Raw genomic sequence first — 15,556 nt, forward strand, 5'->3', positions numbered from 1 at the left:
GGTGTACTACCTTTCACTAAGTAAGCCTCCGGCTTTAGACTGAATCAAAGGTTAGAAGGCAAATGCCTCTAACCTTTTGAGTAAATCGATCAAACTTACTAATTAGCCCCTTTGCGACACTGGCACATAAGTTTGCATCCCTGGACCAGTATATTCAGCCCGTGGACGAATCAAACGATTATTTTCATACTGTTCAAGAATATGTGCAAGCCATCCTGATACCCGGCTTACTGCAAAAATTGGTGTAAATAAATCATGATCAATGCCTAAGCTATGGTAAACGGAAGCAGAATAAAAATCTACGTTTGGCGGTAGTTTCTTTTCACCTGTTACCATTTCCTCAATCTTAACAGACATTTGATAAATTTCCGGCTCACCAGTCAGCTCTGTTAATTTTTGAGACATCTTTTTCAAATGTTTTGCACGTGGATCGCCCAGGCGGTAAACCCTATGACCAAATCCCATAATCTTTTCTTTATTGTCTAGTTTTTCTCGAATATATGGTTCAACATTTTCAAGTGTACCAATTTCAGTAAGCATTTTCATTACAGCTTCATTTGCACCACCATGTAATGGACCTTTAAGTGCTCCAATTGCAGCTGTTACACCTGAATAAACATCAGATAATGTCGCAACACAAACGCGGGCAGTAAATGTTGACGCATTCAATTCATGGTCTGCGTGAAGAACAAGAGCTTTGTTAATTGCCTCAACTGCAATTGCTGCAGGTTCTTTTCCATCTAACATATAAAGGAAATTAGCCGCAAAGTTTAAATCCGGTCTTGGAGCAACTGGCTCAAGTCCTTTTCTAATCCTCGCAAATGCAGTTACTATCGTTGGCATTTTCGCTTGAAGGCGAATTGCTTTTCGATAATTTGCTTCTTCGTCCATTAAATCAGATTCCTCATCATATAAACCTAATAAAGAAACTGCTGTCCGAAGTGCTGCCATAGGATGGACATCATTAATTGGATACATTTTAAAATGCTCCAACACTTGTTGTGGAAGTGATGCATTCTCTGCAAGCTGTTTCGTTAACTCCTCTAGTTGTGTTTTAGTTGGCAGTTTACGATGCCACAGCAGATAAATTACTTCTTCAAAGCTTGCATGATCGGCTAAATCGTCAATGTTGAAACCAGCATAAGTTAAGGTGTCGTTAATAATTGAGCTAATTGAGGAAGTTGTTGCCACTACCCCTTCAAGTCCCCGTGTTACTGTCATAATTCCCATCTCCTCTACATTCTAATTTCCCCATTACTCATTTGTTCTTCATACATTTATTGCTGTAAAGAAAAAGGCATTCAAAAATGTCAAAGGTATCCATTAAAGGCAGTTTATGCTAGTGCCAATAATTCATAACATTATGTTTCAACTAAAAGCCTAAGGTGAGCGCATGCTCAAAAAGAAGACATTTTAATGAATACCTTAACATCACAAAGTTAAGGAAAAATTAATAGCAATAATGCTATTATAGCTATTTTAGCATATAAACTTGGTATATGTAAAAAAGGATGCGCTTACAAGTAATATTATAAACAATAATCAGAGTTTTGTGAATCAAAAGGGGCTGAAAACGCGAAATAAATAATTTTTTGTAAATTTTTATCTAAAAAGCTCAAAAAATTTCATAGCTGTAAAGGCAATACCCGCCCCGATTAAAGGCCCCACTGCAACACCCTTAAAAAGAGTGACAGCAAAAATCGTCCCAAGCACAAGCGCAGTTGTGATTTGTGGATCTTTTGTTAATAGCATAACACCGCCTTTTGCCAAAAGCGCCACTAGTATTCCAGAAATAAGTGCAACCCAGGCAAATGGTGATTTAAATGCCCCAATTAAATCCTTAAAGCCAATGTCACCACTAGCAATAGGTGTTAAAACAGCTATTGTAATGATTGTTACTCCCCAATTGATCCCTTTCATTTGTAAAACGGAGAAAAATTTTCCCTCTAGCCCAATAAGCTTACATAATAGTAAAACCCCAATGGCAACCATTAATGAGCTGTTTTTTGCAATAAATCCAATAATAAGAAGTAATAGCAGGAATAACCATGATTGACTCAACATAATATCTCCTTTTCTTCCTTTGATGAAGGAACCCGAACGAATAATGAACAATACATATTGTACTATCTCCAGTCCATTTCATCTAAAAAATAGTAATTTCAAAGTGAAACCTTTCATTGCCTGGGACGTAAGAACGGTTATTGGACTTTTCAGTTGGAGAATTATACAGTTTATTCAAATAATGTTAAACTGAACCTATCTAGAGAACTTTTTGATAAAGGAGGAGTAACCTTTTTGAATCAAACGTACATATTTCGGACAATGCGGTTTTTACTAGTTATTGGGATTGTCTTCCTTGCTTTTTTGGCTTTTTTTTATCTCTCTAAAGTAACCTACCCATTTTTAATCGGCCTAATTATTGCCTTTCTCATTAACCCTATTGTAAACCTCTTTGAAAAAAAAGCACGAATGCCGCGTACCCTTTCCGTACTGTTGGCACTTATTATTGTTTTTGCATTATTTGCAGGGCTAATAACTCTGTTAATAGCTGAAATTGTTTCTGGAGCTAACTATCTAGCAAAAGTAGTTCCAGAACATCTTGATACCTTAATTAGTTATATTGAGAAGATTGCCGCGGCGCAAATCATCCCGTTCTATAATAATTTAACAAGTATGTTTAGCAAACTTGATGCGGGTCAGCAGGACACCATTATGCTGAATATCCAAAATGTTGGCAGGAAAATTGGTTCGACAGTTGGAACGTTTATTCAAAATCTCTTTGGTAATATTCCAAATATTCTCTCCTGGTTTCCAAATGCAGCAACTGTCTTAATATTTTCCTTATTGGCGACCTTTTTTATAAGTAAGGATTGGCAAAAACTTGGAGGATTTGGAGAAAGACTTTTACCAGAAAGGGCAAAAGCCAGTGGAAGGACAGTATTTACCGATTTAAAAAAAGCTTTATTCGGCTTTATTAGAGCTCAATTAACCCTTATCTCAATTACCGCTGTTATTATTCTAATTGGATTGCTAATCCTGCGTGTCGATTATGCAATCACAATTGCACTTATCGCGGGTATCGTTGATATCCTTCCTTACCTTGGTACTGGGGTTGTTTTTGTTCCATGGATTATTTATGAAATTATTTCCGGGGATATGGGCATGGGAATAGGGCTGGGCGTACTTTATTTGGTTGTTCTTGTTCAAAGGCAAATAATGGAACCAAAAATCCTTTCCTCCAATATAGGTCTCGACCCATTAGCCACTCTAATCGCTTTGTTTGTTGGATTTAAAACGATTGGATTTTTGGGGCTAATTGTTGGACCAGTTACACTTGTAGTAATCACCACCCTAAATCGTGCCAATGTTTTTCGTGATATTTGGGCGTATATAAAAGGGAATGAAAAATAACAAGAACTAAAGCGGAAGCGCCCGTTTAGCGACGTATGGACTGGAGCACACTGGACTGAGATAAAGGAAACACGAAGAGCCTTAGCGCATTCGTGCTTGACTTATCGTAGGGAAGTGGGCGAAGTACACTAGTCGCTGGGCGCTGGAGCTAGACGTAAATTAAACTTATTCACAGTAATCAACAGGTTAAAATTTTATAATTTCTTAAATGACAAAAAGGTGTCAACTCTCATTTTCAGAGTTGACACCTTTTTTTGTCTAGTTACAGCGCCCGCTTTTCTTATTTCATTTGATAATTTTTATATTACCGCGGTTAATCCACTTACGAAAGGATTTTTTCATGACTACTTTAAACAGCTTCCTTGTGATTGGGAATAGCATGAGAAATCCGAGAATATCCGTAATAAAACCAGGAGTAATAAGCAGCGTGCCTCCAACAAGAATACAAATTCCATCTAACACTGCTTCTCCAGGAATTTGTCCGTAGCTAAGCTGTTCCTGTGCTTTTCGAATGGTTTGAAGTCCTTCCTTTTTTGCTAAGTATGCACCAATAACGCCTGTGAGTATAATAAATGCAATGGTAGGCAGTACACCAATCGTTTTTCCTGAAAGCAATAATATACCAATATCTACTGTGGGTATAAGAATAAGCAATACTATGAAATAGCGCATTTATTTCCCCTTTGTAATAGCTTTTATACTATTATACGTGTTCTTATCAAAAAAATAAAAAAGAAGGGGCTGATCCTTCTTTTTTTAAAAGATAAAAAGTATAACAGTTTAAACTTTGAAAACTGTCTAGCTCCAGTGCCCAGCGCCTAGTGGACTTCGCTAAACGGGTGTTTCTGCAATTCTTATAGCACACTTGCATGGCCATCATAAATGAAGCCTCTCCTTGCATCAACGGTAATCTCCTGACAATCCTTAAATAATGAAAGTGCATTCTCAACACCTACAATTACCGGGATCCCAAGGTTTAAACCGACAACTGCAGCATGGCTGGTTAAACCGCCTTCTTGAGTAATCAGGGCAGCACATTGTTCAATTGCCGGAACCATATCACGGTCAGAGCCAATCGTAACCAAGATGGAGCCTGGCTTCACTTTATCAATGGCCTCCTGAGCATTATTGGCTAGGACAACTTTCCCGAAAGCTGATTTACGTCCAATCCCTTGTGCTTTGGCAAGTATATCACCAACTACATGAATTTTCATTAGATTGGTTGTCCCAGCTTCGCCAACTGGAACTCCTGCCGTAATTACAACTAAATCACCGTGCTTTACAATACCGCTATTTAGACTCTCTTGAACAGCAATATCAAGCATTTCATCTGTTGTACTTACTTCTAAGCCCAATTGTGGATAAACTCCCCAAACAAGTGATAGGCGCCTTTTTACAGAAGGATTCGCTGTAACAGCTACGATTGGTGCCTTTGGTCTGTACCTTGAAATCATCCGTGCTGTATGACCGCTTTCTGTTGGTGTCACAATAGCATTCACATCAAGATTTAAAGCAGTATGGGCTACCGACTGTCCAATAGCATCTGTAACATTATGATCAGAATCCTTACTGCGATTTGATAAAATTTCTCTATGATCTAACGCTGTCTCCGCTCTAGAAGCAATGTTATTCATCGTCTGAACTGCTTCAACAGGATATAAACCTGCAGCTGTTTCGCCAGAAAGCATGATCGCATCCGTACCATCAAAAATTGCATTTGCTACGTCACTGGCTTCTGCACGTGTTGGTCTTGGATTACGCTGCATTGAATCAAGCATTTGCGTGGCAGTAATGACAGGTTTTCCAAGCACATTACACTTCTTAATCAGCATCTTTTGAACGAGGGGAACTTCTTCAGCTGGAATCTCGACGCCCAGGTCTCCGCGAGCAACCATTAAACCGTCGGAAACTTCTAGAATTTCATCAATATTATCCACACCTTCCTGGTTTTCGATCTTTGGAATAATGTGAATATCAGTTGCGTTATTTTCCTCTAGGAGTTGGCGGATTTCCAAGACATCTTTACTGCGGCGCACGAAAGAAGCAGCAATAAAATCAATTCCTTGTTCAATGCCAAATAGAATATCTTTTGTATCCTTTTCTGTTATTCCCGGTAAATTCACGGAAACACCTGGTACGTTTACACCCTTTTTATTTTTCAACGTACCGCTATTTAATATTTTTGTATGGATTTCGTTATTGGATTTATCAATATTTGTTACTTCTAAGCCGATCAAGCCGTCATCTAATAAAATTTTCGAGCCCATATGAACATCTTCGATCAATCCTGGATATGTAATTGAGAACTTATCAACCGTACCCTCTACTTCATTCATAGATACGATTACATTATCTCCTGCTTTAAGCTCAAGTGTTCCGCCCTGCATGTTATGTGTACGAATCTCCGGACCCTTTGTATCAAGTAAAATTGCTACGGTCTTACCCGTTGCTTTTGCAGCTTCACGAATATTGATAATACGCTGACCATGTTCTTGATGATCACCATGAGAAAAGTTCAGCCGGGCAACATTCATACCTGCATTAATTAATTGGGATAGTTTTTCGACGCTTTCACTGGCAGGGCCAATTGTACAAACAATTTTTGTCTTACGTAACATCTGGTTTCCTCCTTGGGGTCATGGTTCTTTCATTAAATGGATAATTCTTGTGATAAATTGTAAAGATTCATATCTAATGTGTGCTTTCTTCCTAGGGCTTCAATAATGTCATAATCAACAATCTTGTTCTTTTCAATTCCGACTGCATGTCCGCCATGGCCTTCAATCAATAATTCAACTGCCCGCGACCCTAAACGGCTGGCTAGCACCCGGTCAAATGCAGTCGGCGACCCACCACGCTGGATATGGCCCAATACCGATACTCTTGTATCAAGGTTTGCAACTTCTTTTAGTTTTTTACCAAAATCAGGACCGCTTGTTACACCTTCTGCAACAATAATAATACTGTGTTTTTTTCCGCGTTCGTGACCTTTTCGAAGTCTTTCAGCGATTTCGTTCATGTCATAAGGTTCTTCTGGAATTAAAATTGTTTCTGCACCACCAGCAAGACCAGCCCAAAGCGCTAAATCCCCTGCGTCCCTGCCCATAACCTCAATTACAAATGTTCTGTCATGTGATGTAGCAGTATCACGGATTTTATCAATTGCATCAATAACGGTGTTTAGAGCCGTATCAAACCCAATTGTAAATTCTGTTCCGGGAATATCATTGTCGATTGTTCCTGGTACGCCAACACATGGGTATCCTTGTTCCGTCAGTGCCTTTGCGCCCCTGTATGAGCCATCTCCGCCAATGACAACCAACCCCTCAATCCCATGGGCTTTTAATTGTTCAATTCCTTTTTGCTGCCCTTCTTTTGTTTTGAATTCAGGACAACGTGCAGTGTATAGCATCGTTCCGCCACGATGAATAATATCTCCAACAGAACCAATTTCTAGCTTTTTGATATTTCCATTAATTAAACCAGTATATCCACCATATATTCCATACACCTCAAGGTTATGAAATATCGCTTTACGAACTACGGCACGGATCGCAGGATTCATCCCTGGAGAGTCGCCACCACTTGTCAGTACACCAATCTTTTTCATCAAGTTTCACCTCAATTGGTCGTACAGTCAAATCCTTCAATAAATAATATGGATAGACCATAAACTATTTTTATTATTTAACTGATTGACTAGGAATATTTATAAAGTATCACGAAGAAATGCCTATCACAACAAAATCCTGTGTAAATAATGTGTACTTATTAATAGGCGGAATTGTTCGCAAAATGGAACCGTTTTTAATGTTAATCCTATTAACCAATTGGTATATACTACCTAAATCAAATAGTACATACTAATTTATTAACAAGGAAAAACGTGCCCAAATAAGCACGTTCAATTTACCTTAATAAATTCATTTTTAGTTGAATACGAGCCAATTACTCTGTATTTCTGGAACCGATTTTCGATTAGTTCAGCTTCTGACAATTTCAAAAGCTTCTCAAGCGAATTTTTTAGGACTTTTTCAATTTCTTCTGCTTGTTTTTCGACATTTTTATGGGCCCCGCCTTTTATTTCCGGAATGACTTCATCGATTATTCCAAGCTGTTTTAAATCTGGAGCAGTGATTTTCATCGATTCTGCTGCCATTTTTGCCTTTGAAGCATCCTTCCATAAGATAGCTGCGGCTCCTTCTGGGGAAATGACAGAGTAAGTAGAGTTCTCAAGCATATGAATGTAGTTGCCTATGCTAAGTGCCAATGCTCCCCCGCTCCCGCCTTCGCCAATCACAATACAAATAACTGGGACTGTCAGTCCGGCCATTTCTACTAAATTCTTTGCTATTGCTTCGCTTTGACCGCGTTCCTCAGCTGCTTTTCCTGGGTATGCACCTTTTGTGTCTATAAAACAAATAATTGGACGATGGAATTTTTCCGCCTGCTTCATTAAACGAAGTGCTTTCCGATATCCTTCTGGATGAGGCATTCCAAAGTTTCGACGGATATTCTCTTTTGTATCCTTTCCTCTTTGGTGCCCAATGACTGTAACTGGAAGGCCCTTAAATTTGGCAATTCCGCCGACAATCGCTTCATCATCACCAAAAGTTCTGTCACCATGGCATTCAAAAAAGTCCTCAAATAAATAACCGATATAATCAAGTGTTGTTGGCCGGTTTGGATGTCTAGCAATTTGAACCCGATCCCAAGGCTTTAAATTTTCATATATATCTTTTTCTAGTTTTTCAAGCCTGGCTTCAAGTTTTTCTATTTCAGTGGATAAATCAAGATCGGATGTTTTCGTGAATTCCTTTAATTCCATTATTTTATTCCTTAATTGAACAATAGGACGTTCAAATTCTAATTCTCCTACCACTTCATTTCACCTCCCGGTTCATGAATATCAAGAATACTTGTAATTTGATCCTTCAATTCCAGACGAGGAATAATAGCATCCAATTGACCATGTTTTAATAGAAACTCAGCAGTTTGGAAGTCTTCCGGAAGCTCTTCCCTAATGGTCTGTTCGATTGTTCTACGACCTGCAAAAGCAATCAGTGCCCCTGGCTCTGCAAAATTGTAGTCACCCATGGAAGCAAAGCTTGCCGACACACCTCCAGTTGTTGGATGGGTCATAATCGAAATATAAAGTCCGCCATTATCACTAAACCTTTTTAAAGCAACACTTGTTTTTGCCATTTGCATCAGGCTTAATGCGCCTTCCTGCATTCGGGCTCCCCCTGAAGCTGTAAAGATAATGAATGGCACTGAGAGCTCGTCTGCCTTTTCAATTGCTCGAGTAATTTTCTCTCCCACAACAGACCCCATGCTTCCCATTCGAAAGGATGAATCCATCACAGCAATGACAATCTGGTGATTATTTATGGCACCTATTCCTGTTACTACTGCTTCGTTAAGATGACTATTTTCTTGATCCTTTTTTAATTTATCCATGTAATTAGGGAAGTTTAACGGATTTTCCGAGAACATATTTGCATCCAGTTCCTCAAAGCTTCCTTCATCAATAAAACTATCGAGACGTTCCCTTGCAGTCATTTTAAAATGATGGTTGCAATTCATACATACCTTTAAATTTTTAATAAGTTCTTTCGTGTATATAATTTTTTTACATGATGGACATTTTGTCAAGATTCCTTCTGGAACATCCTGTTTGGCTGTACTTGAAGGAATTGTCGCATATTTTTTCTTTTTATTAGTTGTAAAAAGCTCTTTAAGCAAGGTAAAACCTCCCTCGTAGGTAAAGCTCAGGCAAGCTGGCAAATTTTTCATGGCTTTTTATTTTGAAGTCTTCCTCTTTGTCTGCCACTTCATTCGTCTTGTACCTCTATGATGTATTAAGCGGTCAGACCACTTAGAAAATGAAAAATGCCCAGTTCAGTTGGGCTTAAATGCTTGTCTTATCCACTATAAGGTAAGTAAGCTTCAAAAACTGTCAGTCCATGTCAATTGAAAGTCGACAATTTTCTGAGTTCCCGGTAAGCAGAAAGAGTTTTCTCCTCGTCAGTTCGTTCCAATCCCTTAAGTAGATTTTCATATTCGTGTTTGTTAGGCTTTGTTTATTCCATATATTGTTCTTGGCAATAATCCTTTATTATAACCTATATTCTTCGACGAACGGAAGAGCGCCCGACATTCAGGCGCTCAGTGAATTCTCGTTCTGAAGGAGTTTTATCTCCCAACTCTAAGCCACCAGCAGTGATCATTTCTCTTAGCTGCTTAACAATCTCACTATATACTTTTGAACCTATCACTTACTGAATTACTCACTTTTATCAATGATGGCGAGCCTTTGTGTCTTTTCTTTTATTTCTTCTGGGTCCACCTTCAAACGTGCTACACCTGTTTCCATTGCTGCTTTGGCGACCGCTGCGGCAACAGCCGGAGCAACACGGGGGTCAAATGGCCCCGGAATGACGTAATCTGCATTTAGTTCATCTTCTTGAATTAACCCTGCAATCGCTTCGACTGCTGCTACTTTCATTTTTTCATTTATATGTGTAGCCCGGACATCGAGAGCTCCTCGAAAGATTCCTGGAAACGCAAGAACATTGTTCACCTGGTTAGGAAAATCAGAGCGTCCGGTTCCAACCACCATTGCACCTGCTTCTTTAGCTAAGTCCGGCATGATTTCCGGATTAGGATTAGCCATTGCAAAAATGATCGAATTAGAGTTCATTGTTGTAACCATTTCTTTTGTCAAGGAACCTTCAGCAGAAACACCTATAAAGACATCAGCCCCCTTAATAACATCCTCAAGAGTTCCTTTTATGTTGTCCCGGTTTGTAAATTTAGCCACTTCAGTCTTAACCGCGTTCATCCCTTTGGGTCTTCCCTCATAGATAGCACCTTTTGTATCACACATAATAATATCCCGTACGCCATAACTGTATAAAAGTTTAATAATTGCAATTCCAGCTGCACCGGCACCGTTTGCGACGACTTTTATTTCGTTCATTTTTTTGCCGACTAGCTTTAAAGCATTTACTAGACCTGCAACCGTTACAATTGCTGTTCCATGCTGATCATCATGAAAAACAGGAATATTCGCTTCTTTTTTTAAGCGCTCTTCTATCACGAAACAATTTGGCGCAGCTATATCTTCAAGATTTACTCCGCCGAAATTAGGTTCTAATAATTTGACTGTTTCAATAATCTTTTCAACGTCAGTTGTGTTTAAACAAATTGGAAAAGCATCAACACCTGCGAAGCTTTTAAATAGGACTGCCTTTCCTTCCATGACAGGAAGTGCTGCTTCCGGGCCAATATTACCAAGTCCAAGGACAGCTGTTCCGTCCGAAACGATGGCAACCATATTCCCCTTCATCGTGTAATCATAAACTTTTTCTGGGCTTTCATAAATATCTTTACACGGTTCTGCCACACCCGGTGAGTAAGCAAGGCTTAAATCCTTGGCATTTTTGACCTGTACTTTGGATTTTGTTTCTAATTTCCCCTTGTTTTCTCTGTGCATATGTAATGCTTCTTCGCGTAAGGTCATGTTTGCCTCACTCCTTAGAATTTTTTCAAGAAGTTGTTTAAATGATATAACCTATATATGGTGGTCAGACCACACTAATCACATCTTCCACTATATCACATAATAAAGAGTTGTAAAGGTCTAATCTCTTAGGATGACATTACTAGAACCAAGGAGGAATTTTAATTGGCCCATTAATTCTGTACTCGGAGCAACACTGCTATCCTGGTCAAGTCGAACAGTCTTATTTGTACCTTCATAATGTAAAACAACACCTGTTTCACCCTTATACTTCTTTAGTAATAGATTTAATTGCTGCAAGAAGGCCGACTCTTGTTTTTCCTTTTCTACTTTTAAATACAAAATGGCTTGCTTGATTTCGGTTGTTTTAAACCAAGTTTCGAACGCTGCTGCTTTTTGAATGTTGAATTGAAGTTTTCCCGAACGTTCCTCCGCTTTTCCTTCTATGACGATTAAGTTGCCTTGAACAATCAACTGGGGGCACTTTTTATACGTTTCTGGAAAGATAACTGCTTCTAACTCTCCACTTTCATCACTTACAGATAGAAAAGCCATTGCTTCGCCTTTTTTTGTGCGGATTTTTTTTACGGATGTGATATAAACCCCGACTGCTCCTCTGGCATTTCCAACCGTAAAATCACTTAATTTCTTTGCCCTTCGTTGTTTGAGTTCCTTTTCATAGGTTGAAACAGGATGGTCTGAAAGATAAATTCCTAAGACTCCTTTTTCAAGAAACAGCTTATCCTCGGGCCTGATTGCATCAACCTGAACATATTTTGGCTTTGGAAAAAATTCTTCTTCAGCAAATAAATCGAATTGAACAGAATCGCTTGGCTTTACTAATTGAGCATGTTCAATGGCTACATCCAAGCTGGCTAAGAGTACAGCACGGTCTTCTCCAAATTCATCGAAACTTCCGGAATGAACAAGAGCTTCAAGTGATTTCCTATTTACTGCCTTAGAGGTCACTCTAACACAAAAATCAAATAGATCAGCGAATCGTTTTACCTTCCTTGCCCGAAAAATCTCCTTTAGCGCCAAAGCCCCAACCCCTCGAATAGCTGCGAGGCTGTAACGGATGCTCTCTTTCTCAACCAGGAACGAAAACCCACTGTGATTAATAGAGGGAGGGAGGATCTTAATCCCCATTTGTTTTGATTCTTGAATATATTGAGCAATTTTGGATTCATTACCGATCACTGATGACAAAAGCCCTGCCATAAAATACACGGGATAGTTCACCTTAAGGTAGGCAAGCTGATAAGCAATCATACTGTAAGCAACAGCGTGACTGCGATTAAATCCATAATTAGCAAAGCGGACAATTAAATCGTATATAGTATTTGCCAGTGGTGCATCATAGCCTTTATTTAATGCTCCCTGAACAAAATGGTCTCTTTCCATATCAAGTACTTCTTTTTTCTTTTTTGAAACAGCGCGTCGTAACAAATCAGCTTCCCCAAGTGAAAATCCAGCCATTTGAGAGGCGATCTGCATAATTTGTTCCTGGTAAACAATAACACCGTAGGTATTTTCCAAAATCATCTTCAAATCTGGATGTGGATAGATAACAGGTTGACGCCCGTGTTTGCGGTCGATAAAAAGAGGAATATTTTCCATTGGACCTGGACGGTAAAGGGCATTAACAGCCACAATATCTTCAAAGCATGTTGGCTTAAGCCTCATTAAAACTTTTTTCATCCCTTCTGATTCAAGTTGAAAGATACCTGTCGTCTCACCTTTTGACAGCACTTCATATACAGCTTGGTCATTCAGAGGTATCGAGTTTAGTTTTAGTTTCTCCCGGGTATTACGGTAAATGGAGTTTAAAATCGTATCGATTAGTGTGAGATTTCTTAGCCCAAGAAAGTCCATTTTTAATAAGCCCAGTTCCTCAAGGTACTCCATTGAATATTGAGTCAAATATACATTATTATGTCCTGCTTGAATCGGAATAAGCTCGACAAGCGGCTTTTCACTGAACACCACTCCAGCAGCGTGTGTAGATGTATGACGTGGCAGCCCTTCAAGCTTTAGGGCTGTGTTAAATAGACGCTGATTAATTGCATTTTCTGCGACATAGGCTTGAAGCTGACTGGATTCTTTATAAGCAGCTGAAAGATTTATACCCAACCGGGAGGGAACCAGCCTGGATAATTGCTCAAGCTCTTTTGTATTAAGCCCAAATACTCTTCCCACATCCCTTAAAGCAGCTTTTGCCGCCATTGTCCCAAATGTTACAATTTGAGCAACATGCAGCTCTCCATATTTACTTGCAACATATTTAATGACCTCATCGCGGCGGGTATCCGGAAAATCAGTGTCAATATCAGGCATGGTCACGCGTTCCGGATTTAAAAAGCGCTCAAATAATAGCTGGTGTTCAATAGGGTCAACATCAGTAATGTTCAACACATAAGCAACTAAAGAGCCTGCTGCAGATCCTCTGCCAGGTCCTATTAAAATTCCCTGCTCCCGCGCATACTTTATAAAATCCCAGACAATTAGAAAATAATCACTAAACTTCATCTTCTTGATAACATCAAGTTCATAATGAAGACGTTCATAATAAACGTTTGTCGGACTAGTAAAGCGTCTGTTTAGACCCTCCATGCATAGGTCCTCTAAAAATTGATCTGCCGGTTTGCCATTTTCAACTGGATATTTAGGCAAATAGGTTTTATTCAATTCAATATTCACCTGGCAGCGATTTCCGATTCTGACTGTATTCTCTAATGCCTCTGGAAAATCAGCGAGGCATTCGGTCATTTCAGCAGCAGATTTTAAATAGTATTGGTCACTACCAAGTTTCTCTCTATGTTCGTCTTGTAATTTATCTCCATTTTTTATTGCCAATAAACATTCATGAGCGAACATATCCTCTTTTTCCAAAAAATAGACATGATTTGTTGCTGCAAACGGAATATTCATTTCCTTAGCTAACAATATCAATTTATCGCGAACCATTTCCTCTTGGTCTAAGCCATGGTTTTGTATCGACAGAAAGAAATTTTCTTTCCCAAAGATTCCGGTAAACTTTTGTATAAGCTCCTTTGCTATTTGGTCTTTACCAGCAAGCAAATTTTGCTCTATTTCCCCTTCTTGCCCGGGAGTAAGCGCAATGAGTCCTTGCGAATAATGCTTAATCCACTTAACCGGTATACATTTTTCTGCCCTTGTTTGAACAGCACTTGAAATTTTCAAAAGATTTTTAAAACCCATGTCATCTTCGGCAAGAAGTACAAGCGGGTACGAAACTGCTTCAGTATTTTCACTTTGAACGTCAACAGTTAAACCCAAGATCGGCTTTATTTGATTTTTTTTGCATAATTTATAAAACTCAACTGTCCCGTACATCACATTTCTATCGGTCAGAGCCAGTGTATCGAAGCCTTTGCTCTTCGCTTTTTCGATTAAACCACTTAATGAAATGGTACTTGTTAATAGACTGTAGGCGCTATACAGCTGCAGGTGAATAAAAGACATTGGTTTCACACCCTTAAAAGCATTTCTTTCTTTCATTGTCTAGCTCCGGCACACAGGAGTCCCAGTGCTGACGTACCCGCTAGGAAGGCGGCGCTTTTAGTCGGCCAGCTCCCAACGAACGCTTTCGCTCTTCTTTATTATAGTGCTTCATTCGAAAAAAAGAAAATATGTTCTCATTTTTTTGCAACATAATCTAAAACATATTCGCCTGAATATGTCATATGATGGTAATAGGCTTTGAATGAATGTAAGGTGGTTAGAAGTATGAAGGAAATAGGTTTTTTTCCAGCGTTTATTGAAAGTTATTTTATTGCCTTAGGTGTTTTACTCGGAGGGTCACTTATTGGGGGTCTTGCCTCTTTTTTAACTGGACAACCACTGTTAACAGCCGTATACCGCTTGTCTACACTCCTGCGAATTTGGGCAATCGTTGCAGCAATCGGCGGAACATTTGATGCAGTCTATAGCTTTGAAAAAGGCCTTTTCGATGGAGCAACCAAAGATCTTGTGAAGCAATTGTTTTTAATTCTTTCCGCATTAGGTGGAGCCCAGACTGGTGCCCTAATTATCAATTGGCTTACGCAGGAGTATCTTTCATCATGAGAATCCCTCCATTGTATAGAAAACCTTCTTGGCAGCGTTTTTTTGCGGGAGCGGCGATTGGAGGAGCAATCAGCTGGTGTATTTTTTTATTTATTTTTGGTACTTGGCAGGAGAAGCATACGATGCTTATTCGCGAGCAAAAAGAAACCATTGCTGACTTGAAAAATGATATAAAAATTTGGCAGGAAGAATATAAGGCCATGAACAAGCGAAACATTGAGCAACTTACCGTTCAAACAATAAGTGTTAAAATAACCAATTGGGAAAAATATAATCTGGATTCATTTAGTATCTTTCAAGTAGAGGACTCAGTAAAAGAGGACATTGGCATGATGACTGCAAAAGATCTTGAGACAGTCTATAAAGGCAAGGATTTAATAAAGAAAATAATCGAAAATAAAATCGTTAAACTAAACGGGAAGAGCTATAAACTTGAAGTAAAAGAAATGATCATCTATACGACTCTTTCGATCCAATTGGAGATTCATTTTGAAAAATAGAAGAATCGGTTCAACCGATTCTTCTACG

At 39.0% G+C, this 15,556-nt stretch carries 13 protein-coding genes; 3 read left to right on the forward strand and 10 right to left on the reverse strand.

The window, feature by feature from the left end; all coding sequences use genetic code 11:
- Window positions 1-102: 102 nt before the first annotated feature.
- Window positions 103-1,221 (reverse strand): citrate synthase, encoded by a 1,119-nt coding sequence (gene citZ, locus JN080_RS03695; RefSeq protein WP_256234558.1) that lies wholly within the window; start codon window positions 1,219-1,221, stop codon window positions 103-105.
- A 381-nt stretch (window positions 1,222-1,602) separates the two neighbouring features.
- Window positions 1,603-2,064, reverse strand: coding sequence for a DUF441 domain-containing protein (locus JN080_RS03700; protein WP_256234559.1), 462 nt, complete (start codon window positions 2,062-2,064; stop codon window positions 1,603-1,605).
- A 234-nt stretch (window positions 2,065-2,298) separates the two neighbouring features.
- Between JN080_RS03700 and ytvI the strand changes: the two genes are divergently transcribed.
- Entirely contained in the window at window positions 2,299-3,414 is a 1,116-nt protein-coding gene (gene ytvI, locus JN080_RS03705; RefSeq protein ID WP_256234560.1) for a sporulation integral membrane protein YtvI, read from the forward strand.
- Between the two features lie 285 nt (window positions 3,415-3,699).
- Here the strand turns inward: ytvI and JN080_RS03710 are convergent, their stop codons facing one another.
- The 8 genes from JN080_RS03710 to dnaE all read right to left on the reverse strand — a co-directional run bounded on the left by JN080_RS03710 (window position 3,700) and on the right by dnaE (window position 14,425).
- Window positions 3,700-4,086, reverse strand: a complete 387-nt coding sequence (locus JN080_RS03710) for an FxsA family protein (protein WP_256234561.1) — start codon at window positions 4,084-4,086, stop codon at window positions 3,700-3,702.
- Between the two features lie 182 nt (window positions 4,087-4,268).
- Window positions 4,269-6,032, reverse strand: coding sequence for a pyruvate kinase (gene pyk, locus JN080_RS03715; protein WP_256234562.1), 1,764 nt, complete (start codon window positions 6,030-6,032; stop codon window positions 4,269-4,271).
- 32 nt (window positions 6,033-6,064) lie between these two features.
- Window positions 6,065-7,024, reverse strand: a complete 960-nt coding sequence (gene pfkA, locus JN080_RS03720) for a 6-phosphofructokinase (RefSeq protein WP_256234563.1) — start codon at window positions 7,022-7,024, stop codon at window positions 6,065-6,067.
- A gap of 294 nt (window positions 7,025-7,318) precedes the next feature.
- Window positions 7,319-8,296 carry an acetyl-CoA carboxylase carboxyl transferase subunit alpha gene (accA, locus tag JN080_RS03725; protein ID WP_256234564.1) on the reverse strand — a complete coding sequence of 326 codons (978 nt, stop codon included), beginning with the start codon at window positions 8,294-8,296 and terminating at the stop codon, window positions 7,319-7,321.
- On the reverse strand, window positions 8,290-9,159 hold the full coding sequence (gene accD, locus JN080_RS03730; protein ID WP_256234565.1) for an acetyl-CoA carboxylase, carboxyltransferase subunit beta: 870 nt from the start codon (window positions 9,157-9,159) through the stop codon (window positions 8,290-8,292). The genes accA and accD overlap by 7 nt, the downstream gene beginning before the upstream one ends.
- Before the next feature lie 380 nt (window positions 9,160-9,539).
- Entirely contained in the window at window positions 9,540-9,692 is a 153-nt protein-coding gene (locus tag JN080_RS03735; RefSeq protein WP_309144651.1) for a GntR family transcriptional regulator, read from the reverse strand.
- An 8-nt stretch (window positions 9,693-9,700) separates the two neighbouring features.
- Window positions 9,701-10,939: an NADP-dependent malic enzyme gene (gene ystJ / locus JN080_RS03740; RefSeq protein WP_256234566.1), complete on the reverse strand. Its 1,239-nt coding sequence runs from the start codon at window positions 10,937-10,939 to the stop codon at window positions 9,701-9,703.
- 120 nt (window positions 10,940-11,059) lie between these two features.
- Window positions 11,060-14,425, reverse strand: a complete 3,366-nt coding sequence (gene dnaE / locus JN080_RS03745; RefSeq protein ID WP_256234704.1) for a DNA polymerase III subunit alpha — start codon at window positions 14,423-14,425, stop codon at window positions 11,060-11,062.
- A 264-nt stretch (window positions 14,426-14,689) separates the two neighbouring features.
- Between dnaE and ytrH the strand changes: the two genes are divergently transcribed.
- On the forward strand, window positions 14,690-15,028 hold the full coding sequence (gene ytrH / locus JN080_RS03750; protein WP_256234567.1) for a sporulation membrane protein YtrH: 339 nt from the start codon (window positions 14,690-14,692) through the stop codon (window positions 15,026-15,028).
- Entirely contained in the window at window positions 15,025-15,528 is a 504-nt protein-coding gene (gene ytrI / locus JN080_RS03755; RefSeq protein ID WP_256234568.1) for a sporulation membrane protein YtrI, read from the forward strand. The genes ytrH and ytrI overlap by 4 nt, the downstream gene beginning before the upstream one ends.
- Window positions 15,529-15,556 lie beyond the last annotated feature (28 nt).

It is taken from the genome of Bacillus sp. EB600 (assembly GCF_024494385.1).
GTDB lineage: Bacteria > Bacillota > Bacilli > Bacillales > Cytobacillaceae > JAEVLT01.

Bases quoted from the DNA above. Each gene is read 5' to 3' on its own strand.
- citZ (WP_256234558.1), bottom strand. From the start codon at position 1,221: ATGACAGTAACACGGGGACTTGAAGGGGTAGTGGCAACAACTTCCTCA.
- JN080_RS03700 (WP_256234559.1), bottom strand. From the start codon at position 2,064: ATGTTGAGTCAATCATGGTTATTCCTGCTATTACTTCTTATTATTGGA.
- JN080_RS03710 (WP_256234561.1), bottom strand. From the start codon at position 4,086: ATGCGCTATTTCATAGTATTGCTTATTCTTATACCCACAGTAGATATT.
- pyk (WP_256234562.1), bottom strand. From the start codon at position 6,032: ATGTTACGTAAGACAAAAATTGTTTGTACAATTGGCCCTGCCAGTGAA.
- pfkA (WP_256234563.1), bottom strand. From the start codon at position 7,024: ATGAAAAAGATTGGTGTACTGACAAGTGGTGGCGACTCTCCAGGGATG.
- ystJ (WP_256234566.1), bottom strand. From the start codon at position 10,939: ATGACCTTACGCGAAGAAGCATTACATATGCACAGAGAAAACAAGGGG.
- dnaE (WP_256234704.1), bottom strand. From the start codon at position 14,425: ATGTCTTTTATTCACCTGCAGCTGTATAGCGCCTACAGTCTATTAACA.
- ytrH (WP_256234567.1), top strand. From the start codon at position 14,690: ATGAAGGAAATAGGTTTTTTTCCAGCGTTTATTGAAAGTTATTTTATT.
- ytrI (WP_256234568.1), top strand. From the start codon at position 15,025: ATGAGAATCCCTCCATTGTATAGAAAACCTTCTTGGCAGCGTTTTTTT.